We start from the raw sequence: 20,939 nt of genomic DNA, 5'->3' as shown, positions 1-20,939 counted from the left end.
TTGACGCACCGATCGCCCCCTCCTAGGCTCCGCGAAGCGGAAACACGTTTCCGCTGCCCCTCGTACGGAAGGTCCTCGATGTCGCAGCGCGTGCTCACGACAGAGTCCGGCGCCCCGATCGCCGACAACCAGAATTCCGCCTCCGCCGGCATCGGCGGCCCGCTCCTCCTCCAGGACCAGCACCTGCTGGAGAAGCTGGCACGCTTCAACCGCGAGCGCATCCCGGAGCGTGTGGTGCACGCCCGCGGCTCGGGCGCCTTCGGCCGCTTCGAGGTGACCGACGACGTCACGGGCTACACCCACGCCGACTTCCTCGGCGAGATCGGCAGACGCACCGAGGTGTTCGTGCGCTTCTCCACCGTGGCCGACTCCCTCGGCGGCGCGGACGCGGTGCGCGACCCGCGCGGCTTCGCGGTGAAGTTCTACACCGAGGAGGGCAACTACGACCTCGTCGGCAACAACACCCCGGTGTTCTTCATCAAGGACCCCCTCAAATTCCCCGACTTCATCCACTCGCAGAAGCGCGACCCCTTCACCGGTCGCACCGAGCCGGACAACGTCTGGGACTTCTGGGCGCACTCCCCCGAGGCCACCCACCAGGTGACCTGGCTGATGGGCGACCGCGGCATCCCGGCGTCGTACCGCCACATGAACGGCTACGGCTCGCACACCTACCAGTGGACGAACGGCGAGGGCGAGGCGTTCTTCGTCAAGTACCACTTCAAGACGGACCAGGGCATCCGCTGCCTCACCGGCGAGCAGGCCGCGGAGCTCACCGGCAAGGACCCGAACTCGCACCAGACCGACCTGCTCCAGGCCATCGAGCGAGGTGTCCACCCGTCCTGGACCCTGTACGTCCAGATCATGCCGGTGGCCGAGGCGGCGGACTACCGCTTCAACCCGTTCGACCTGACCAAGATCTGGTCGCACCGGGACCACCCGCTCCAGCGGGTCGGCCGCCTGGTCCTGGACCGCAACCCGGACAACGTGTTCGCCGAGGTCGAGCAGGCCGCGTTCGCCCCGAACAACTTCGTGCCGGGCATCGGCCCGTCGCCGGACAAGATGCTTCAGGGCCGGCTGTTCGCCTACGCCGACGCCCACCGCTACCGTCTGGGCGTCAACCACACCCAGCTCGCGGTGAACACCCCGAAGGCCGTGCCCGGCGGTGCGAACAACTACGGCCGCGACGGTCTCATGGCGTCCAACCCCCAGGGCAGGCACGCCAGGAACTACGAGCCCAACTCCTACGACGGCCCGGTCGAGACCGGCCGCCCGCTCTCCGCCCCGCTGGCCGTCACCGGCCACACGGGCACCCACGAGGCCGTGCGGCACACCAAGGACGACGACTTCTTCCAGGCCGGCGAGCTGTACCGGCTGATGGCCGAGGAGGAGAAGCAGCGGCTCGTCGCGAACATCGCCGGCGGCCTGTCCCAGGTCTCCCGCAACGACGTGATCGAGAAGAACCTCGCGCACTTCCACGCCGCCGACCCCCGAGTACGGCAAGCGGGTGGAGGAGGCGGTACGCGCCCTGCGCGAGGACTGAACCCCCATGAGCCGCGTCCGGCGCCCTGACGGGGAGGTCGGGCCCCGGACGCGTACGCCCCGCGCGGGCGCCGGCCGACCCGGAGGAGGGGTGGCCGGCCGGCGACGCGCGGTCAGGTGGGGACCGCGGCGGCGTGCGAGCCAGTGCGGTGGTGAAGGTCCCGGGACGCCTTCCCGGCCAGAGGGAAGGCGTCCACGGCACCGTCGCACCCGCCGCGGTCCCGGCCGAACCGCCTCGCGCGGCGAGGCTCCTCTCCCCCGGCTCCGTCCGGCGGCGCGAACGTCCTGTCGCGCCCAGCCTCGCGCCGTCGGACGGTCACCACCGCATGCCCCACCGGGCCGAGGGCGCCGGACGCGGACGGTCCCCGCGTCCGGCGCCCTTCGGCGCGCCACCGCGACGCGTCCCGCCCCCGGGTGCGGAGCGGCCCCCCGCGCAGGACGCTGAAGGCATGGACCACCTCACGCAGCATCCGCACATCGTGGTGCATCCGCCGGCCCTGGACGGCTCCCGGCGGGTCACCGAGGGCGACGTGACCCTCGGGCTCGCGTCCCACCTGGACGACGTCATCGAGATTCTCCGGCTGGCCGACCTGGACCGTATCGAGGTCGAGGAGAGCGACCTCATCGACTGGCAGGGCGGCGGCCCCGACGACTGGCCGGGCCTGTCGGAGCACGAGGACCTCTGAGTCCGCACGGCCCGTCCCGGTCGCGTACGGCAGGGGACGTAGGCCCACTACGGCATGCTCAAATCAACCTCTGAAACCGGCTCGGAAGGTATCGGGCGGCCCCGCGTGCGGGCAGATTTCCTCACACGGGGCCCGCCGGCACGGGGGCGGCGGGCCCCGTCCTACGGCGGGGGCTCGCTCATGGACAATGCCGACAGCGCCGCGACGGACCGGCCGGCGCCGCATGAGATCGCCTTTCTGCGCGGAGGCCGCCGCGCCGCCCTCACCGTCGCCGTCACCACCCTGCAACTGAGCGGCAGCGTCCGCCCCGGACGCGGGGGCACGCTGCGCGTCAGGAGACCGCTCGACGACACGGAGGCTGATCTCCCCGCCCTGACCCGGGCGGTGCACGCCTGCCTTCTGCACCGTCCCGCGAATCTGCGGGAGTTGCTGGTCCAGGAGGCCGTCGCCCTCGCGCTCGTCGATCTGCGGTACGACCTCGCGGCCGCCGGACTGGCGCCCGTCCTCCTGCCCGGCAGCACCCGGGCCGGCCGGCGGCTCCTGAGGACCTTGCGGGCCCGGCACCCGCTGCCCGCGAGCCGCGCGGGCCTGTCGCCCGAGGACCGGCTGCTCGCCGTCGCCCTGTACGGCGACCGGGCGCTGACCATGCTCATGCCCCGCTTCGCACAGGAGGGCGGGTTCGCCCGGCGGCGCGCGAAGGCCGCCGAGCGCAAGCGGGAGTACGGGCAGTCCTGGGGCAGCGGCGGGGGCTTCGGCTGCGGCGCCGTGTGAAGGCCCCGCGGACCGTCGAAGCGGGGTGGCGGCGCGACGAGAGGCGACACGGCAAGGGGTGGGCCGTCGGAGGGACGGCCCACCCCTTGCCGGTGTTCCGGTGCGTCAGGCCTTCAGCGTCCTGATCGCCGTCGGCGCGTGGCCGGGCTCGGTGGCGAGCTCCTCGAACTCGACGACGTCGCGGATGTCGTTGGTGCCCGACATGGAGATGTTGGTGACCCGCTCCAGGATCGCCTCCACGACCACCGGCACCCGGAACTCGGCGGCGAGCTTCTTGGCCTCCTCGAAGGCGGCGCCCAGTTCGTTCGGGTCGGTCACCCGGATCGCCTTGCAGCCCAGGCCCTCGGCGACCTTGACGTGGTCGACGCCGTAGATGCCGAGCTCCGGCGAGTTGATGTTCTCGAACTCCAGCTTGACCTGGAAGTCGATGTCGAACGCCCGCTGCGCCTGACGGATCAGGCCCAGGTAGGAGTTGTTGACGAGGACGTGGACGTAGGGGATGTTGTGCTGCGCGCCGACGGCCAGCTCCTCCAGCATGAACTGGAAGTCGTAGTCGCCGGAGAGCGCGACCACCGGGGACTCCGGGTCGGCCTTGGCGACGCCCAGGGCGGCCGGGACGGTCCAGCCGAGCGGGCCGGCCTGACCGCAGTTGATCCAGTGCCGCGGCCGGTAGACGTGCAGCATCTGGGCGCCGGCGATCTGCGAGAGACCGATGGTGGAGACATAGCGGGTCTCGGGGCCGAAGGCCTTGTTCATCTCCTCGTAGACACGCTGCGGCTTGATCGGGATGTCGTCGAAGTGCGTACGGCGCAGAAGGGTGGCCTTCCTCTCCTGCGCGGCGGCGGCCCAGGCGGAGCGGTCGGGCAGCCGGCCCGCCGCCTTCAGCTCCCTGGCCACCTCGACGAACAGCGCCAGCGCGGCCCCGGCGTCGGAGGCGAGGCCGTAGTCGGGGGCGAAGATCCTGCCGATCTGGGTGGGTTCGATGTCGACGTGGACGAACGTCCGGCCGGCGGTGTAGACGTCGAGCCTGCCGGTGTGGCGGTTGGCCCAGCGGTTGCCGATGCCGAGGACGAAGTCGGACTCCAGGAAGGTCGCGTTGCCGTAGCGGTGCGAGGTCTGCAGGCCCACCATGCCGGCGTTCAGCTCGTGGTCGTCGGGCAGGACGCCCCAGCCCATCAGGGTCGGCACGACCGGGGTGCCGGTCAGCTCGGCGAACTCCACGAGAAGGTCGGCGGCGTCGGCGTTGATGACGCCGCCGCCGGCCACGATCAGCGGCCGCTCGGAGGCGTTGAGCAGGGCGACGGCCTTCTCGATCTGGACGCGGGTCGCGGCCGGCCGGTAGACGGGCAGCGGCTCGTAGGTCTCGGGGTCGAACTCGATCTCCGTCGTCTGGACGTCGATCGGCAGGTCGATCAGGACCGGGCCGGGGCGGCCGGAGCGCATCAGGTGGAAGGCCTGCTGGAAGACGCCGGGGACCTGCGCGGCCTCCAGGACGGTGACCGCCATCTTGGTCACCGGCTTGGCGATGGAGGCGATGTCGACCGCCTGGAAGTCCTCCTTGTGGATCACGGCGGTCGGGGCCTGGCCGGTGATGCACAGGATCGGGACGGAGTCACCGATGGCCGAGTACAGACCCGTGATCATGTCGGTGCCGGCCGGGCCGGAGGTACCGATGCAGACACCGATGTTTCCGGGGTGCGTACGGGTGTAGCCCTCGGCCATGTGCGAGGCGCCCTCGACGTGGCGGGCGAGGGTGTGGGTGATGCCGCCGGAGGCCTTGAGCGCCGCGTAGAAGGGGTTGATCGCCGCGCCCGGCACACCGAACGCGTCGGTGACGCCCTCGCGCTTGAGGATCTCAACTGCCGCTCGGGCAGCGGTCATACGAGCCATCGAGTACTCCTGCTTCGGCTGTCTTGTGCTGTCTCGGCTGCCGGATTCGCACTCCCGTCGCGCCCTGCGGTGAGCTCTTCCGTACTTCCGTATAGCGGAAAGTAGTTTCTACGATCTGGAAGCAATGTAGGGGGGTGCGTGAAACGCGTCAAGAGAGAGCAAGAAGGAGCCCGCCACAGTGCGAACCGCCGGACAGCCGGGGGCCGGCCGGAGCACCATGGGACGGCTTCCTCGACGGCCGGCCTCGGGGCGGACTCGCGGACGGCCTCGAACGCGACCTCGATGCGACGCCTTGGAGTTGGGTCATGCCCGAGAGCGTGCCGGTGCGCTGCCCGGCCTGCCGGCGCGAACACGTCCGCCGCGGCCACGACCGGTGGCCCCCGCCCGAACTGGCCTGCCCCTGTGGCACGACCCTGCGCATCCCGCCGGGCGGAGCCGGTACGGAAGGGACCGGGGACCGAGCGGGGATGGGGAGCGGGGCGCGCTCCGGGGACCAGGCCGCCCCGGGTCACGGCGAGCGCGCGCGGCAGCGAGGAGAGCGGGCGGAGCGCGGCGACAGCGCCACGCGCGAGCCCGGGACGGCGCACCGCTCCGGCGCCGGACGCCGCGACACGGCCGGGCGGCGCCCTGCCACCGGGAGGCGCGGGGTGTTCCGGCCCGTGAGGATCCGTACCGCGCGGGACGCGGTGACCGATGCCGCGCTGTATCTGCGGTGGCTGGGCTACGAGGGCGTCCGGCGTGCGGACCAGCGGCCCCCGTCCGGGGTCGGGCTGGCCGCCCGGGGGCTGGTGGCCCATGTGGACCCCGCTGTGCGGCCGGCCTCGCTGCGGGATGTGGAGTGCCTGTGGCTGACGGCCATGACGGAGTCCGCCGGCGGCGTGTACTTCTCGCTCACCGGCTACAGCGAGCAGGCCCGCGCCCGCGCGGACGAGCTGGGCGTCGCGTTGTTCGTCCTGGCGCGGGACGGCGTCCCACGGCCGCTGAACGACCCGGCCGACGCGCTCGGCGGCGGTCCCGGTGCCTGAGGCCTGTCCGGGTGGCCGCCGCCCGCACGCGGGTTCACGTCCCGTCAGGCGCCGTAGGCGTCCCGCAGTTCCACCTTGCGGACCTTCCCGGACACCGTCATCGGGAAGGAGTCCAGGATCTGCAGCCGGCTCGGGATCTTGTAGTGGGCCAGCCGGCCCGCGCAGAAGGCCCGCAGCTCCTGGAGTGTCGGCGGTTCCTCCGCGTCGAGCGGGATGACGCAGGCGAGCACCTCCTCGCCGTACGTCTCGTGCGGTACGCCGACGACCTGGACGTCGCGGATCTTCGGGTGGCCGTAGAGGAACTCCTCTATCTCGCGGGGATAGATGTTCTCGCCCCCGCGGATGATCATGTCCTTGATGCGGCCGACGATCTCGACGTACCCGTCCTCGCGCATCGTCGCGAGGTCCCCGGTGTGCATCCAGCGGCCCGGGTCGATGGCCTCGGCGGTCTTCGCGGGCTCCTCCCAGTAGCCGAGCATCACGCTGTAGCCACGGGTGCACAACTCGCCCGCCGTGCCGCGGGGCTGGGTCGTCCCGGTGGCCGGGTCGACCACCTTGACCTCGATGTGCGGCAGTACCCGGCCGACGGTGCCGGTGCGGTGTTCGAGGTCGTCGTCCATGCGGGTCTGGAGGGAGACCGGGGAGGTCTCGGTCATGCCGTAGCAGATGGAGACCTGCTCCATGTGCATCTCGGCGACCACCCGCTTCATCACCTCCACCGGGCAGGGCGAGCCCGCCATGATGCCGGTGCGCAGGCTGGACAGGTCGTAGGCCGCGAAGTCGGGGAGGCCCAGCTCGGCGATGAACATCGTCGGGACGCCGTACAGCGACGTGCACCGCTCCTGCTGGACGGCGTCCAGGGTGGCCTTCGCGTCGAAGGACGGCGCCGGGATGACCATGCACGCGCCGTGCGAGGTGGCCGCCAGGTTGCCCATCACCATGCCGAAGCAGTGGTAGAAGGGCACCGGGATGCAGATCCGGTCCTGCTCGGTGTAGGCGATCGCCTCACCCACGAAATAGCCGTTGTTGAGAATGTTGTGGTGGGAGAGGGTGGCCCCTTTCGGGAAGCCCGTCGTGCCCGAGGTGTACTGGATGTTGATGGGGTCGTCGCAGGACAGGGCCTCGTGGGAGACGTCCGTGGTGGCGCGGGAGAGGAGTGCCTGCCAGCTCGGGTCGCCGATGTACACGACCTCGCGCAGCGCGGGGCACCTCCCGCGGACCTCGTCGACCATCGCCCGGTAGTCGCTCGTCCTGTGGCTGACGGAGGCGAAGAGGAGCGAGATGCCGGACTGGTTGAGGACGTACTCGACCTCATGGGTGCGGTAGGCCGGGTTGATGTTGACCATGATCGCGCCGATGCGGGCGGTGGCGTACTGGACCAGCACCCACTCCGGGCAGTTGACCGCCCAGATGCCGACCCGGTCCCCCTTGCGAACGCCGCTCGCGGCCAGCGCCCGCGCCAGTTCCTCGACGTCCGCCCCGAACCGTGCGTACGTCCAGCGTCTGCCGGACGCCACGTCGACCAGCGCCTCACGGTCCGGCCAGGTCGCGACGGCCCGGTCGAGGTTGGCGCCGATGGTGTCCCCGAGCAGGACGGTCTCGCTCGTTCCGTGGGTGTACGACAGCTCGGCGCTCACCGGAAGTCCTCCTCGCGGTACTCGTTGTCCGAACCCTTGGCGGTGGCCTCGCGCAACTCGATGCGGCGGATCTTGCCGGAGACGGTCTTCGGAAGGTCGCCGAACTCCAGGCGGCGGAGGCGCTTGTAGGGGGCCAGGACCTGCCGGGAGTGCTCGAAGAGCACCTTCGCGGTGTCGGGGCCGGGCTGCCAGCCCTCCGCCAGCACGATGTAGGCCTTGGGCACGGCCAGACGCAGCGCGTCGGGCGCGGGCACGACCGCGGCCTCGGCGACCGCCTCGTGCTCCAGCAGCGCGCTCTCCAGCTCGAACGGGCTGATCTTGTAGTCGGAGGCCTTGAAGACGTCGTCGGAGCGTCCGATGTACGTCAGATACCCGTCCTCGTCCCGCGAGGCGACGTCTCCGGTGCGGTAGTAGCCGCCCGCCATCGCCTCGGCCGTGCGGTCGGCGTCGCCGTGGTAGCCGGCCATCAGGCCGACGGGCCGTACGGACAGATCGAGCGCGATCTCGCCCTCCGTCGCCCCCGGGGCGCCGGTCACCGGGTCGAGCAGTTCCACCCGGAAGCCGGGGCTGGGCCGTCCCATGGAGCCCGTCTTGAGCGGCTGGCCGGGGCTGTTGGAGACCTGTACGGCCGTCTCGGTCTGCCCGAAGCCGTCCCGGATGGTCACCCCCCAGGCCCGGCGGACCTGCTCGATGACCTCCGGGTTGAGCGGCTCGCCGGCGGCCACCGCCTCGCGCGGCGGGGTGGCGAGCCGGCTCAGGTCGGACTGGATGAGCATGCGCCACACCGTCGGCGGGGCGCAGAAGGTGGTGACGCCGGCGCGGTCCATCTCGGCCATCAGCCGGGTCGCGTCGAAGCGGGTGTAGTTGTGGATGAAGACGGTCGCCTCCCCGTTCCACGGGGCGAACAGGTTGGACCAGGCGTGCTTGGCCCAGCCCGGCGAGGAGATGTTCAGGTGCACGTCGCCCGGCTTCAGGCCGACCCAGTACATGGTCGCCAGGTGCCCGACCGGGTACGAGGTGTGGGTGTGCTCGACCAGTTTGGGGCGGGCGGTGGTGCCCGACGTGAAGTAGAGCATCAGCGGGTCGTCGGCGAGGGTGGGGCCGTCGGGCACGAACGCGGCCGGGGCGGCGTAGGCGTCCTCGTACGGCTCCCAGCCCGGCCGGGGCGTGCCGCCGACCGAGATCCGGGTGTAGGAGCCGGGCACGTCCGCGAACTTGGCGGTGTCCTCGGCGCGTACGATCACGTGCCCGACCCGGCCGCGCTCGACGCGGTCGCGCAGGTCGGCGGGGCCGAGCAGCGGGGTGGCGGGGATGACGACGGCCCGCAGCTTCATCGCGGCGAGGGCGGTCTCCCACAGCTCCGCCTGGTTGCCGAGCATGACGAGGATGCGGTCCTCGGCGGCGACGCCGCGTGCGCGCAACCAGTTCGCGGCCCGGTCGGAGCGCTCGGACATCTCGGCGAAGGAGAGCCGGGTCTCGGTGCCGTCCTCCTCGACGATGTGCAGGGCGGTGCGGTCGTTCCCGTCGGCGACGACGTCGAACCAGTCCAGCGCCCAGTTGAAGTGCTCCGGGCGGGGCCACTCGAAGCCGGCGCAGGCGGTGGCGTAGTCCTCGCGGTGTTCCAGCAGGAAGTCCCGGGCCCTGCGGAAGGTCTCCGTCGCCGTCGTCATCTGTCCTCCATGGGTGGTCCCGGGTTGGCTCCGGACCATTGCGGGGCGGCTCTGTCACATCGTGTAATCCGTGATGCGGGTCTCACCACCCCCGAACGGGGGTGTGGTGGGCACAGGTCCGTGACGAAAGGGCGAGCAGGTGACGGCGAACGCGTCCGGGGCGGCGGAGATACGGGGTGCGCTGGTGCGGCTGCGGCGCACGACGGGCCTTCCGGTCGCCTTCGGCGGCCTGGTCGAGCCGGGCCGGCCGCGGATACGGATCAGCGAGCTGACCGGCACGGCGACGCTCGCGCTCAGCGCGCTGGCGGTGACCTCCGGCAACGGGCTCGGCGGCAAGGCGGTCGCGCTGGCCCGGCCGTGCGCGGTGACGGACTACTCGCTGTCCCGGCAGATCAGTCACGAGTACGACGCGGCGGTGGCGACGGAGGGGCTGCGCTCGGTGCTGGCGGTGCCGGTGGTGGTACGGCGCCGGGTGCGCGGTGTGCTGTACGGCGCCCTGCGCACGGCTCAGCCGCTCGGCGACCGGACGCTCGGCGCGGCGGTGGCGGTGGCGCGGGACGTGGAGCAGGCGCTGGTGGTGCGGGAGGAGGCGCGGGACCTGCTGGCGGCGGTGCGCCCGGATCCGGCGGACGGGGATGCGGCGGGCGGCGCGGCCTGGGAGCAGGTCCGCGAGGCCCACGCGGCGCTGCGCGCCCTGGCCCCGAGGATCACGGACCCGGCGCTGCGCGCGGAGCTCCTCGACGCCTGCGGCCTGCTCACCTCCGCCGCGGCGCCGGCTTCGGCCCGGGCTCCCGTCCCACCGGAGGGCGTGATGCTGGCCCCTCGGGAACTGGACGTTCTGACGTGCGTGGCCGCGGGCGCCACGAACGCCACGGCCGCCGCCCGCCTGGGACTCGGCCCGGAGACGGTGAAGAGCTACCTGCGCTCGGCCATGCGCAAGCTCGGCGCCCACACCCGCGGCGAGGCCGTGGCCAGGGCGCGCCGGGCGGGCGTGCTGCCGTAGGGCCCGGGCCGTGCGGCGTGCCGCCGTCGTGCCCGGGGCCGTCTGCCGCGCCGGGCGGCTTCCGTGACCGGCCGGCGGGAGAGGTCCGGCGGGAGACCTCCCGAGCGCCGTGAGCGCGGTACCTTCGAGGGGGCGCGCCCACGGGTCGGGTATTCAATCGAGTGCGGTTTGAATTCGGTTCTGCCAGGAGTGCTGTTATTTCCCTCACCATGCCGGGACTCCGAAATTCAACGGTGGGTTGCCTAGTATTTGGCCCGGACACGACACGAGGGGAGCGGTGACCGTGCGACGGGACTTCAAGGGCCCTGCGGGCTGCCGCTCAGAGCTGGTCATCGGCCAGGAGGAGCCGTCCGCGGCGGCGCGCGAGCAGCTCGGGCGCGGTGGCAGTGTGCTGCTGCACGGGCCGGCCGGAATAGGAAAGTCGACCGTGCTGCGGGCATTGGCCACCGAATATGCCCCGCCGGCCCGCACCGTGTTGCGCTGCTCCGCCACCGAGTCCGAATCGCACCTGCCGTTCCTGGCGCTGGCCGACCTCTTCGGACTGGTCCTGGACGAGGTGGCCGGCAGCATGCCCGCCGCGCAGCGCACCGCGCTGGAGTCGGCGCTCACCGGCCGCGGCGAGTCCACCCTCCAGCGCGACGGACTCGCCCTGCGTTTGGCGGTGCTGTCCGTGCTGCGCGCGCTCGCCGCGAAGGGCCCCGTCCTGATCGTCGCCGACGACCTCCAGTGGCTGGACTCGGCCAGCTCGGAGCTGCTCGGCTTCGCCGCCCGCCGGCTGGGCGAGGCCCCGGTGCAGATGCTGTGCGCGGTGCGCACCGAGGACGAGGAGTACGACCGCCACCTGCGCACCTGCCCACCGGACACCCTCTCGGTGCGCCTCGGCCCGCTCTCGCGCGGGCAGGTCTCCGCCCTGCTCGACCAGCGCGGCTACACCGGCCTGCCGCGTTCCACGGTCCGTGAGATCCACCGCACCAGCGGCGGCAACCCCCTGTTCGCCCAGGAACTGGGCCGTGCCCTGGCCGAGAACCCCACGCCGCCCCGGCCGGGCGAGCCGCTGCCGGTGCCCACCTCGCTGCGCGCCCTGGTGCTCAGCCGCCTGGAGATGCTCTCCGCCGACGCCCGCCGCACCCTCCTCGTGGCCAGCGCCGGCGCGCGTCCCACCCCGGCGCTGCTGCACGCGGCCGGCCGGGAGAACGCCGAGGCCGAGTGCGCCCAGGCCGCCGAACTGGGGCTGCTGGCCACCGAGCCGGAGGGCCCGGCCGTACGCTTCGCGCACCCGCTGATATCGGCCGCGCTGTACGCGGAGGCGCCTGCACAGGAACGCCGCGCCGCGCACGCCGCCCTGTCCACCGCCGCCTCCGACCCCATCGAGCGCGCCCGCCATCTGGCCCTGGCCACCACGGGCACCGACCCGGACGTGGCCGCCCGGCTCGCCGGGGCCGCCGTGCTGGCCCGGGACCGCGGTGCCCCGTCGGTGGCGGCCTCGCTGGGGCTGCTGGCCGCCCGGCACACCCCTGCCGACGGCACCCCGGGTCCGGACGAGCGCCGACTCAGGGCGGCCGAGGACGCCATCACGGCCGGCGAGGTGGACCTCGCCCGGGACACCGCCCGCGAGGTGCTGGCCCGGGCCACCGTGCCCGCCCAGCGGGTGCGGGCCTGGATGGTCGTGATCGAGTCGGCCGGGCAGGCACTCGGCGACGTGGACGCCGCCTTCCCGCAGGCGCTGGCCGATGCCGGGGACGACCCGGGGCTGCTCGCCCTGGTCCGCTACCAGTTGGCCTGGCGCGCCCTGGTCGTGGAGGGCGACTTCGCGGAGGCTCGCCAGGAGGCCGCGCACGCCGCCGAACTGGCCTCGCGCGGCCGGGACCGGCGCACCGAACTGATGGCACTGGCCTTCCAGGCCTCCACCGAGACCCTGATGGGGCACCCGGACGCCCCGGCCACCATCGGGCGCGCGCTGAAGGAGCCTCAGGACCCTTACGTCGCCTGCCACCACAACGGCGTCGGCGCCGCCCGGTTCCGCTGGCTGCTGATGAGTGACCAGCTGGCCGAGGCGCGGGCGACCATCAGCGCCCTGCTGCGCGAGGTGCGGCGGCGCGGCATGGTCGAGAGCGAGGTGCACTTCCTGCGTCTGCTCGCCGAGACCGAACTGCGCGCCGGGCACTGCGGCCGGGCCCTGGACCTGGCCCGGGAGAGCCTGCGGCTGGCCCGGGACACCGGCATCGGCGAGGGCCCCACCGCGATGCTGGCCTGCTTCGCCGAGGCCTCCGGCGGCGACACGGGCCGGGCCCTGGCACTGGCCCGGGAGGCGGTCCGGCACGCCGAGGAGGACGGCGACCAGATGTACCTCTCGCGCGCCCTGGCCGCCCTGGGCCACGCCCAGTTCGTCGCCGGGGACCCCCAGGCCGCCGTGGCGTCGCTGAGCCGGGTGCGGGAGCTGGAGCAAGGGCTCGGCGTCACCGACCCAGCGCGCGGCCGCTGGCACGGCGACCTCGCCGAGGCACTGGTGCTGGTCGGCCGTCCGGACGAGGCGCAGCAGGTCGTCGACGTCGCGCGCAAGCAGGCGCGGCGGCTGGGCCGGGAGAGCGTGCTGGCCGTCCTGGACCGGTCCGAGGCGCTGGTGCGCGCGGCCCGGGGCGAGACCGAGGCCGCCGCCACCCAGCTGACGTCCGCGCAGGACCGGCTGGCGAAGCTGGGCACCGGCCTGGAGGAGGCGCGGGCCGCCTTCGCGCTGGCCCGGCTGCGCACCCGGCGGCCGGACCCGACGTCGTACGAGGAGGCGGCGCGGCTGTTCCGGCGCTGCCGCGCGCTGCCCTGGCTGCGCCGGGTGGAGGACGCCGCCACCCGTCCGGCGCAGCCGGACGCCACCCCCGCGGAACCGGACGGGCCGGCCGTGCTGGACGGTCTGGCCGCGATGGAGCGTCAGGTCGCCGCGCTCGTCATGGAGGGCGCGACCAACCGGGAGATCGCCGGACGGCTGTTCGTCAGTGTGAAGACGGTCGAGGCCACCCTGACCCGGGTCTACCGCAAACTGGGGATCCGTTCCCGGGTCGACATCGTCCGATTGGCGGCGGGCCGGCGCGCGAAGTGAGCGCGGCCCGGGTTGACTGACCGCACGGATCCGGTGAGGGCCCCGGGCCGGGGCGACCGAGGGTTTTCCCTGCCCAACTCCCCCTAGGGGGTTCCCTCATTGGAGGCGGGTGCGCCCGACCCTAGCGTGAGGGACGTGCCGCTCGCCCGGGCACACGGGAGTCCGCACACCGGATCGTCGGACGTCCGTGCTCCACCCCACCCGTGCGAACCCCCACCGGCCTGCCCCAAGAGGAGACGCATGTTCGGCCCCACCCGCGCCAGACGGGCGCGCGGCAGACGGACCGCCGCCCCGTTCGCGGCCTGCGCCGCCGGCGCCGCGACCGTGCTGCTCGCCGCTCCCGGCGCCGAGGCGGCCGCCCGCCCCGCGCACGACGTCCCCCAGCCGATCGTCGGCGGCACGCCCACCACGACGACCGCGTACCCGTTCGTCATGCAGGTCACGGACGCGTCCGGCAGGCAGTTCTGCGGCGGCACCCTGGTGGCGGCCCGGAAGGTCGTCACTGCGGCCCACTGCATGGCCGGCGAATCCACCGGCGGTGTACGGGTGGTCGGCGGGCGCACCTACCGCGACGGCACCGACGGCACGGTGAGCGAGGTCAGCGACATCTGGATCGACCCGGACTTCACCGACTCCGCGAGCGGCGACGACGTGGCCGTCCTGACGCTGACGGAGGCGATGCCGTACGCCACCGCGGCGTACGTCTCCCCCACCGACACGGACGTGTACGCGGCCGGCACCACCGCCCGCATCCTCGGCTGGGGCACCACCTCGGAGAGCGGCGCCGTCTCCGACCAGCTGCGGACCGCGACCGTGCCGGTCGTGTCCGACACCGACTGCACGAGCGCCTACGGCTCCGACTTCGTCGCGAGCGAGATGGTTTGCGCCGGACACTCCTCCGGCGGCACAGACACCTGCCAGGGCGACAGCGGCGGTCCCCTGCTAGTCGGGGGCGTCCTGGCAGGGATCACTTCCTGGGGCAACGGCTGTGCCAAGGCGGGCCATCCGGGTGTCTACACCCGGCTGACCGCCTTCTCCACGCTGGTCACGGCACAGATCGGCTCCTGAAGGCCCCCGAGGACCCCTCGGGTGAATGCCAGGGGGCGTTGCGAGCCACCACGAGCGGCCCGCAACGCCCCCTCTCCACAGCGGTGTTCGGCGCTCAGCGGCCGGCGTCCGGCTTCCCGGTCCCGGACGGGGCCGGTGCTCGCCCCACGACGGAGCCGAACCGGACGTCGTACGGCGCACCCGGATGCATGACGGACAGCATCCGCCGTCCCTCCTCGGTCACGTCCCGGCGCTGGTGCGCGGTCAGCTCGCCGAACGCCTCGACGACCAGGGCGTCGTCCGTCAGCCGCCACACCCCGGCCAGGAAGCCGTCGACGAGGAGGGCGCGGTGGGCCTGGTTGCCCGTCATGGCGCGGCCCTTGTACCGCGGGGGGACGACGCGGGCGCGATCGGCGTGGGACAGGAGCAGGTTGTCGTACTCGGGCAGGAAACGGGGCGGGGCCGGGGTGTCCGGACCGGGGCGGGGAGCGTCGGGGAGGTCGAAGAGTTCGGCGCCGTTCTCGTCGCGGAACGTGACCAGCCTCGGGCGGAGGCGTGCGAAGGCGTCGCGCAGCCGGGTCAGGCCCGCCCAGGTCTGCATGTCCTTCACCGAGGCCGGGCCGAACGCGCCGAGATAGCGCAGGACGGCCTCCTCGATGGCGGGCGTCTCCCCGGCGGGCCGGCCGAACCAGCGTTCGGCGGTGGTCAGGGACACCTGGCCGCTGCGGCCCCACAGTCCGCGCGGGGTCACCTGGACGAGCGGCAGCAGACAGCGGGCGGCGATGCCGAGGGCCTGCGGGTCGGCGTCCGGCCAGGTCGCCGACAGCGCCTCGCGCAGTTGCCCCATCGTGCGCGGCTCGGTCTCGACCAGGTCGCGGGCGAGCGCCGCGAGCCGCTTCAGGTCGACGCCCGCGAGCCCCCGGCGGAACAGGGCGAGTTCGCGCTCGCGGGCGGGCTGGACGAGGAGGCGCAGGGAGTGGCAGTCGTCAGCGGTGTGGGTGTGGATGGTCGAGCGCACGGTGACGATGCGGCCGACCTGGCGGCCCGCCATCAGCCGGGACAGCTCCTCGGGTGCGAAGCCGTCGAGCCGGGCGGCCAGGGCGTAGTACGGCGGTCGGACGTTCTGCGCCTGGAGGCCGACGAGATGCCGCACGGCGGCCCCGGCGTCCAGCGTGGAGCGGGCCAGCAGCAACTGCCGGGCCAGGGTGGCCCGGTTGAGCGCGCGGACCCCCAGCACGGGGGCCGTCGGCGCATTCTTCGTACGGCGCGTCGTGGCGGTCGTCGGCCTCTTGGTCATGCCAGCACGGTAACGCCGATCGAGGACAGGTTCTGTCCTCTTGCCGGAACGTCCACCAGGGCTTCGGGGCACCGGCGACAGGATTGCGGATCCGCCGGCCGGTCCGCCGCGCCGTCAGTCAGCCTTCCGGATGTCCGCCAAGGTCGACTCCGGTTCCTCCGTGGCCGCGAGGTCACCGAGGCTCACCATGCCGACGGGGCAGCCGCCGTGCTCGACGACGGGCAGCCGGCGCACGGCGTACTGGCGCATCAGCTCCGCCGCGTGATCGGTGGTGTCGTCGGGCGACAGGGTGACGACGGGGGGCCTGGTGCAGACCGCCCCGGCGGTGGTGGTGTGCGGGTCGCTGCCGTAGGCCACGGCCCGGGTCACGATGTCGCGGTCGGTGAGGACGCCGAACAGGTCGCAGTCGTACGACACCAGGACATCGCCCACGTTCTGTTCGCGCATCACGCGAGCGGCTTTCTCCAGCGTGGTCATGGGCTCGACGGCCACCGCGCCGGGAGACATCACATCGCGCACTCGGTGAGTCATGGGGTACCTCCCGCAACGGGTCCACGGACGGCCTGCTGCCCGCCGCGTAGCCAGAAAGGGCGGTCCCAAACCGGCCACCCGGGCCGTCCACCACCCGGGCAGGCCCCCTGAGCCTGCCCGCGGGCCCCTCGCCGGCCGCTCATCCCGCCGGCTCCGGCTCCGGCGCGGGGCCCGCCAGCCAGCCGGTCCAGTGGTGGACGGCGACCTCGATCACCGGTCCGTCCGGCGGGGCCTGCCGGTACTGCGGGTACTTGCGGCGCAGCCCGGCGAGGGCGGCCTCGTACCGCTCCCGGGCCCCGGTGTCCGGCGTGTCCGGGGGCACGATCCGGGCGTCGCCGTCGGCGCGGGCCCACCACAGGCGGTCCCAGTCCTCGTCGAAACCGTCGGCGAGCAGGCAGACGGCCGGGTCGGCCTCGATGTTGCGCAGCCTCTTGAGGCGCCTCGTGCGCTTCGGCTTGCGGTCGACGGCCGTCACGATGCGGTCGGCGCCGTCGGTGGCGAACACCACCGGCACCAGGTGCGGGCGCCCGGCCCCGTCCACCGTGGCCAGCCGGGCCACCCGGGCGGCCGCGAAGCGCCGCCGCGCCTGGTCGGGGTCCATCCGTGGCACGGGCCTCCCTCCCCTCCTCGTTGCCGTGTCGGTGTCCGTGACCGGGTCGGTGTCACCGAACCGTGACCGTGTCCGCCCGCCGCGCCGGGTACCCGTTCCGGAGCCGACCGGCCACACAATGGGCGGCAGGGGCCGGTGGGGCACCCGACGAAGGGAGAGGCATGCCGTGGCTTGCGGTTCCGCTGTGGGACGTGGGCAACGGGCAGGGCCTGCGCCAACTGGCCGAGCTCGGGCTCGCACTCCTGCTGTCGAGCCTGATCGGCTGGGAGCGGGAGGCCCAGCAGAAGAGCGCGGGTCTGCGCACCCACACCCTGGTCGGGGTCGCCAGCGCGCTGATGATGGAGGTGTCGCAGCACGGCTTCACCAGTGTGCTCGGCCTGCCGGACGTGTCCTTCGACCCGTCCCGGGTGGCCTCCCAGATCGTCTCCGGCATCGGCTTCATCGGCGCCGGTCTGATCTTCGTCCGGCGCAGCGCGGTGCGGGGGCTGACCACCGCCGCCACCATCTGGCTGACCTGCGCGGTCGGCATGGCCTGCGGGGGCTCACTGCCGATCCTCGCCCTGGCCACCACCGCGCTGCACTTCCTCGTCGCGCGCGGCTATCCGCACATCGCGGCGCGGTTCACCGGCGGCGGGGTGCCCGGCACGGTCGAGGTGCGGCTGACGTATCTGACCGGCCGGGCGCTGCTGCCACGGCTGCTGGAGGCCTGCACCCAGCGCGGCTTTCGCATCCTGGAGGTCAGGGCCGACCGGCTGCCCGGCCGCACGGAGGCCGCCGCGCGGGTGCTGCTGCGCCTGGAGGGCACCGCCGACGCGGCACAACTGGCCTCCGAACTCTTCCACGACGAGGGGGTCATCGACGTGCGGCTCGGGCTGGGCGAGGAGGAGGACGACAGCTGAGGGCTGCCCCCGTCCAGCGGCTCGCGCCCGGGCGGTCGTATGTGGTGCATGGCATCGGGGCGGCCGGGCACCCGGGTCGCACTGTGCACCGGCGACAGGACGAGCCGCGGACTCTGCTGACGGGGTGGTTCAGCTTCCCGGACGGGGAGGCGACCGCCGGGGACGTTCTGGCGCTGCACCGGGTGGAGGACGTGCTGCGGCGGACCGGACCGGCGTACGACGTCGCCTGGAGCCCCGGGTTCCGGCCCGGCGGGCTGCATCTGGAGGACGTGCGGCCCGAGCGGTACGGGCGGCTGGTGTTCGTGTGCGGGCCGCTGCACGGACCGCAGATCGAGCGGTTGCACCGCAGGTTCGCGCACTGCGTGCGGGTCGCCGTGGGCGTCTCGGTGATCGACCCGGGCAGCCCGGCCGTCACCGGCTTCCATCGCGTGCTCGCCCGCGACACCCCGGCGGCGGACCCCGCCCTGGACCTGGCGGCGGGCGCCCCCGCCCTGCCGGCGCGGCCGGTGGTCGGCGTGGTCCTCACCCACGGGCAGCACGAGTACGGGCCGGCCCGCCGCCACGACAAAGTCGCCCGGGAGGTGACCGCCTGGCTGCACGGCCGGGACTGCGCGCGACTGGAGCTGGAGACCCGGCTCGACACCCGCGACTGGCGGCTGTGCGCCACCCCCGCCCAGCTCCAGTCGGTCCTGGTCCGCCTGGATCTGGTGGTCACCGACCGGCTGCACGGGATGGTGCTCGCGCTGCGGGCCGGCACGCCCGCGCTGGCCGTGGACCCCGTCGCCGGCGGCGCGAAGGTGACCGCCCAGGCACGTGCCTGCGGCTGGCCCGCGCTGGTGCCTGCGGAACGGCTGGCCACCACCGAGCTGGACCGCTGGTGGGACTGGTGCCTGACGTCCGGCCGGGCGGCGGCGCGGCGGCTGTGCGAGGCGTTCGCGGCGGACGCCGGGCGGGACGGCGCGGAGGGTCTGCCGGCGGCACTGCGGCCGCCGCGCTCCGGTTAGCACGGGGACGCGCGGGCACTCGGAGCGGGACGCGGCAGGTAGCCCGGTCCCTGTAGGAGCAACAGTGTCGACAAGCCGACTCCCCGATCACGAACAGCGGATACTGGACGAGATTGAGCGCGCCCTGAGCCGTGACCGCCGACTGGTCCGGCGGCTGCGCGCCTCGCGCCGCCGGGGCCCGGACCTGGCCCAAGTGGCCTTCCGGGTGGCGCGGTACGCGCCCCGGCGGTGGACGGTGGTGGCCCTGCTGGCCGTCTCCGTCGCCCTGATGACGGCGGGCATCGTCACCTCGGACCCCGGGGTGATCTGGGCGTTCGCCGTGGTGTACCCGGTGGCGTTGTACGCCGTCTTCCGGCTGCTGTGCCGGCGATCACGAACGTCCTGAGCGAGATCCTCCCGGACGTGGTCCGCACCGGGACGGGACGCCCTCCCGTTCCGGTGCCTCCCGTCCCGGTGCGACGTCAGCCTGTGTAACGGCGGGCCCTCGACCGGCGCTGGCTGTCCTCCAGGAGCCGCAGCCGCCCCTCCACCTCCGGCGGCAGCACGCGCCGCTCGCGCAGCACCCAGGGCAGCGCGGCCGCCGCCGCGGCGAAGGCGCGCAGGGACGCCCTGTCGCGGGGCACGGTGCGGGCCAGGTGCAGGGTGCGGCGCAGCGCGGGCCCCGCCGGCCGGCGCAGCCAGGTGAACCACAGGGTGTTGCGGATGCCGTCCCGTCGGCGACGGGTGGAGTCCCGCACGGCGCTCGGACGGTGATGGATCGTCAGCTGTTCGGCGTAGGTCAGCCACCAGCCGTCGGCGGCCAGGTCCGCGGCCAGCAGTTCCTCCTCTCCGCCGAGCCACAGCCGTGGGTGGAAGCCGCCCGCCCGCCGGAAGGCGTCGGTGCGCAGCACGGTCGCCGCGGCGAGGAACGAGCCGAGCGCCGGTCCGGGCAGCCAACACGGCCCGAGGATCGGAGAGTTGCGCAGCTCCTCGACGATCGGGTCCTCGGTGCCGTCGGGTTCGACGAGGATACGGGCGGTGACGCAGCCGAGCGCGGCGTGCCGGTCCAGGAGGTCGGCGGCGCCCGACAGCGCGCCGGGCGCCCACCAGGAGTCGTCGTCGCAGAAGGCCACGTACGGGGTCCGGACCTGACGTACGGCCAGGTTGCGGCCGACCGCGCCGAGGTTGCGGCCGGGGCGCAGCAGCCGTACCCGCGGGTGGTGGTGGGCCACCGCGGCGGAGGTGCCGTCGGTGGAGCCGTTGTCGGTGACGATCACCTCGGGCTGTTCGGGGAGCCTGGCGAGGCGGTCGAGGGTGCGCAGGAGTTCGGGGCGCCGGTTGTGGGTGATGACCACGACGGTGGTGCGCGGATCGGTCATCGGGGGCCTCCGCGGTCCGCGTCGAGCAGGTGGGCGGCGCGCTCGAGGTACGGAGGCAGGGCGCGGCGGGCGCGGAGGGCGGCGGGCAGGCGGGTGAGCGTCTCGTGCAGGGCACGCCGGGCCTGCGGGTCGTGGCGGGCGTCGGCGGCCAGGGCGCGGGTACGGGCGAGGGCGTGCGGCAGGGGCCGGCGCAGCCAGGCCGTGAGGAGTTCGTTGCGGCGCATGACCGCGGGGCGGTCGGCGCGCGGGCCGGGTGCCGGATGGTGGTGGGCGACGAGGTCGGGGCAGTGGGTGACGCCCCAGCCGCGCGCGGCGAGGTCGTAGGCGAGCAGGGTCTCCTCGGCGCCGAAGAAGAGCAGCGGGTGGAAGCCGCCGGCGTCGAGGTAGGCGGTGCGGCGGACGACCGAGGCGCAGGCGAGGAAGCCGAGGACCTGGGTGCCGGGCAGATCGGTGGCCTCGCCGAGCGGGGAGTCGGCGAGCACCTTGTTCAGCGGGTCGGGTTCCTGCTCGGGGCCGACGAGGGTGCGGGCGGCGATCAGGCCGAGCCGGGGGTGGTCGTCGAAGAGGCGGGCGGCCCGAGCCAGGGCGCCGGGAGCCCACCAGGAGTCGTCGTCGCTGAAGGCCACGCAGGGGGTGCGCAGGGCGCGTACGCCGTGCGTGCGGGCGAGGGCACCGCGGTTGAACGGCAGCGGCAGGACCCTCACCTGTGGGAAGTCGCGGGCGAGCAGCGCGCGGGTGTCGTCCGTGGAAGCGTTGTCCGCGACGACGATCTCCGGGTGTTCGGGAAGGACGAGCAGGTGGCGGAGGGTGGCGGCGAGGCCTGCGGAGCGATCGCGGGTGGCGATGACCACGCCGACGGGTGCGTGTTCCATGGGGCT

Annotated in this window: 17 protein-coding genes and 1 pseudogene; 10 read left to right on the top strand and 8 right to left on the bottom strand. The window is 73.7% G+C overall.

Translation table 11 applies throughout. From position 1 onward, the window contains the following. Window positions 1-78: 78 nt before the first annotated feature. From ACWDUZ_RS26025 to ACWDUZ_RS26015, 3 genes and pseudogenes are all read left to right on the top strand, one after another. Window positions 79-1,543: pseudogene (locus ACWDUZ_RS26025) on the top strand (catalase). Between the two features lie 448 nt (window positions 1,544-1,991). Beyond that, on the top strand, window positions 1,992-2,228 hold the full coding sequence (locus ACWDUZ_RS26020; protein WP_451634227.1) for a hypothetical protein: 237 nt from the start codon (window positions 1,992-1,994) through the stop codon (window positions 2,226-2,228). A gap of 180 nt (window positions 2,229-2,408) precedes the next feature. Beyond that, window positions 2,409-2,999 (top strand): TIGR04222 domain-containing membrane protein, encoded by a 591-nt coding sequence (locus tag ACWDUZ_RS26015; protein WP_451634226.1) that lies wholly within the window; start codon window positions 2,409-2,411, stop codon window positions 2,997-2,999. A 105-nt stretch (window positions 3,000-3,104) separates the two neighbouring features. On the opposite strand, the gene gcl is transcribed toward ACWDUZ_RS26015, so the two are convergent. After that, entirely contained in the window at window positions 3,105-4,889 is a 1,785-nt protein-coding gene (gene gcl / locus ACWDUZ_RS26010; protein ID WP_451634225.1) for a glyoxylate carboligase, read from the bottom strand. 305 nt (window positions 4,890-5,194) lie between these two features. On the opposite strand from gcl, the gene ACWDUZ_RS26005 reads away from it, so the two are divergent. Continuing rightward, window positions 5,195-5,914, top strand: coding sequence for a hypothetical protein (locus ACWDUZ_RS26005; protein ID WP_451634224.1), 720 nt, complete (start codon window positions 5,195-5,197; stop codon window positions 5,912-5,914). 44 nt (window positions 5,915-5,958) lie between these two features. Here ACWDUZ_RS26005 and ACWDUZ_RS26000 read toward each other — a convergent pair whose 3' ends face one another. Continuing rightward, window positions 5,959-7,551 (bottom strand): AMP-binding protein, encoded by a 1,593-nt coding sequence (locus ACWDUZ_RS26000; protein ID WP_451634223.1) that lies wholly within the window; start codon window positions 7,549-7,551, stop codon window positions 5,959-5,961. After that, window positions 7,548-9,221, bottom strand: coding sequence for an AMP-binding protein (locus tag ACWDUZ_RS25995; protein WP_451634222.1), 1,674 nt, complete (start codon window positions 9,219-9,221; stop codon window positions 7,548-7,550). Before ACWDUZ_RS25995 ends, ACWDUZ_RS26000 begins: the two co-directional genes overlap by 4 nt. 139 nt (window positions 9,222-9,360) lie before the next feature. Between ACWDUZ_RS25995 and ACWDUZ_RS25990 the strand changes: the two genes are divergently transcribed. The 3 genes from ACWDUZ_RS25990 (at window position 9,361) to ACWDUZ_RS25980 (ending at window position 14,383) form a co-directional block, all read left to right on the top strand. Next, window positions 9,361-10,224 (top strand): response regulator transcription factor, encoded by an 864-nt coding sequence (locus ACWDUZ_RS25990; protein ID WP_451634221.1) that lies wholly within the window; start codon window positions 9,361-9,363, stop codon window positions 10,222-10,224. A 277-nt stretch (window positions 10,225-10,501) separates the two neighbouring features. Next, window positions 10,502-13,315 carry an ATP-binding protein gene (locus ACWDUZ_RS25985; protein WP_451634220.1) on the top strand — a complete coding sequence of 938 codons (2,814 nt, stop codon included), beginning with the start codon at window positions 10,502-10,504 and terminating at the stop codon, window positions 13,313-13,315. A gap of 240 nt (window positions 13,316-13,555) precedes the next feature. Then, window positions 13,556-14,383, top strand: a complete 828-nt coding sequence (locus tag ACWDUZ_RS25980) for a S1 family peptidase (RefSeq protein ID WP_451634219.1) — start codon at window positions 13,556-13,558, stop codon at window positions 14,381-14,383. A gap of 94 nt (window positions 14,384-14,477) precedes the next feature. On the opposite strand, the gene ACWDUZ_RS25975 is transcribed toward ACWDUZ_RS25980, so the two are convergent. The 3 genes from ACWDUZ_RS25975 to ACWDUZ_RS25965 form a co-directional block, all read right to left on the bottom strand. Beyond that, window positions 14,478-15,659: a winged helix DNA-binding domain-containing protein gene (locus tag ACWDUZ_RS25975; protein ID WP_451634218.1), complete on the bottom strand. Its 1,182-nt coding sequence runs from the start codon at window positions 15,657-15,659 to the stop codon at window positions 14,478-14,480. 114 nt (window positions 15,660-15,773) lie between these two features. Continuing rightward, window positions 15,774-16,190, bottom strand: coding sequence for a CBS domain-containing protein (locus ACWDUZ_RS25970; protein WP_451634217.1), 417 nt, complete (start codon window positions 16,188-16,190; stop codon window positions 15,774-15,776). A gap of 139 nt (window positions 16,191-16,329) precedes the next feature. Further along, the gene (locus tag ACWDUZ_RS25965; protein ID WP_451634216.1) at window positions 16,330-16,800 is read right to left on the bottom strand and encodes a TIGR03668 family PPOX class F420-dependent oxidoreductase; all 471 of its coding nucleotides are present in this window, start codon (window positions 16,798-16,800) and stop codon (window positions 16,330-16,332) included. Between the two features lie 161 nt (window positions 16,801-16,961). Here ACWDUZ_RS25965 and ACWDUZ_RS25960 point away from each other — a divergent pair, with 161 nt between their 5' ends. From ACWDUZ_RS25960 to ACWDUZ_RS25950, 3 genes are all read left to right on the top strand, one after another. Continuing rightward, window positions 16,962-17,699 (top strand): MgtC/SapB family protein, encoded by a 738-nt coding sequence (locus tag ACWDUZ_RS25960; RefSeq protein WP_451634215.1) that lies wholly within the window; start codon window positions 16,962-16,964, stop codon window positions 17,697-17,699. Between the two features lie 83 nt (window positions 17,700-17,782). Beyond that, window positions 17,783-18,703, top strand: coding sequence for a polysaccharide pyruvyl transferase family protein (locus ACWDUZ_RS25955; RefSeq protein WP_451634214.1), 921 nt, complete (start codon window positions 17,783-17,785; stop codon window positions 18,701-18,703). Between the two features lie 64 nt (window positions 18,704-18,767). Beyond that, complete coding sequence (locus ACWDUZ_RS25950) at window positions 18,768-19,088, top strand: DUF3040 domain-containing protein (protein WP_451634213.1); 321 nt, start codon at window positions 18,768-18,770, stop codon at window positions 19,086-19,088. 76 nt (window positions 19,089-19,164) lie between these two features. Here the strand turns inward: ACWDUZ_RS25950 and ACWDUZ_RS25945 are convergent, their stop codons facing one another. Further along, window positions 19,165-20,061 (bottom strand): glycosyltransferase family 2 protein, encoded by an 897-nt coding sequence (locus ACWDUZ_RS25945; protein WP_451634212.1) that lies wholly within the window; start codon window positions 20,059-20,061, stop codon window positions 19,165-19,167. Next, the gene (locus ACWDUZ_RS25940; protein ID WP_451634211.1) at window positions 20,058-20,933 is read right to left on the bottom strand and encodes a glycosyltransferase family 2 protein; all 876 of its coding nucleotides are present in this window, start codon (window positions 20,931-20,933) and stop codon (window positions 20,058-20,060) included. Before ACWDUZ_RS25940 ends, ACWDUZ_RS25945 begins: the two co-directional genes overlap by 4 nt. Window positions 20,934-20,939: the final 6 nt, after the last annotated feature.

The sequence above is a fragment of the Streptomyces sp. NPDC003393 genome, assembly GCF_053589015.1.
This window is presented reverse-complemented; position numbering and strand designations above follow the sequence as displayed.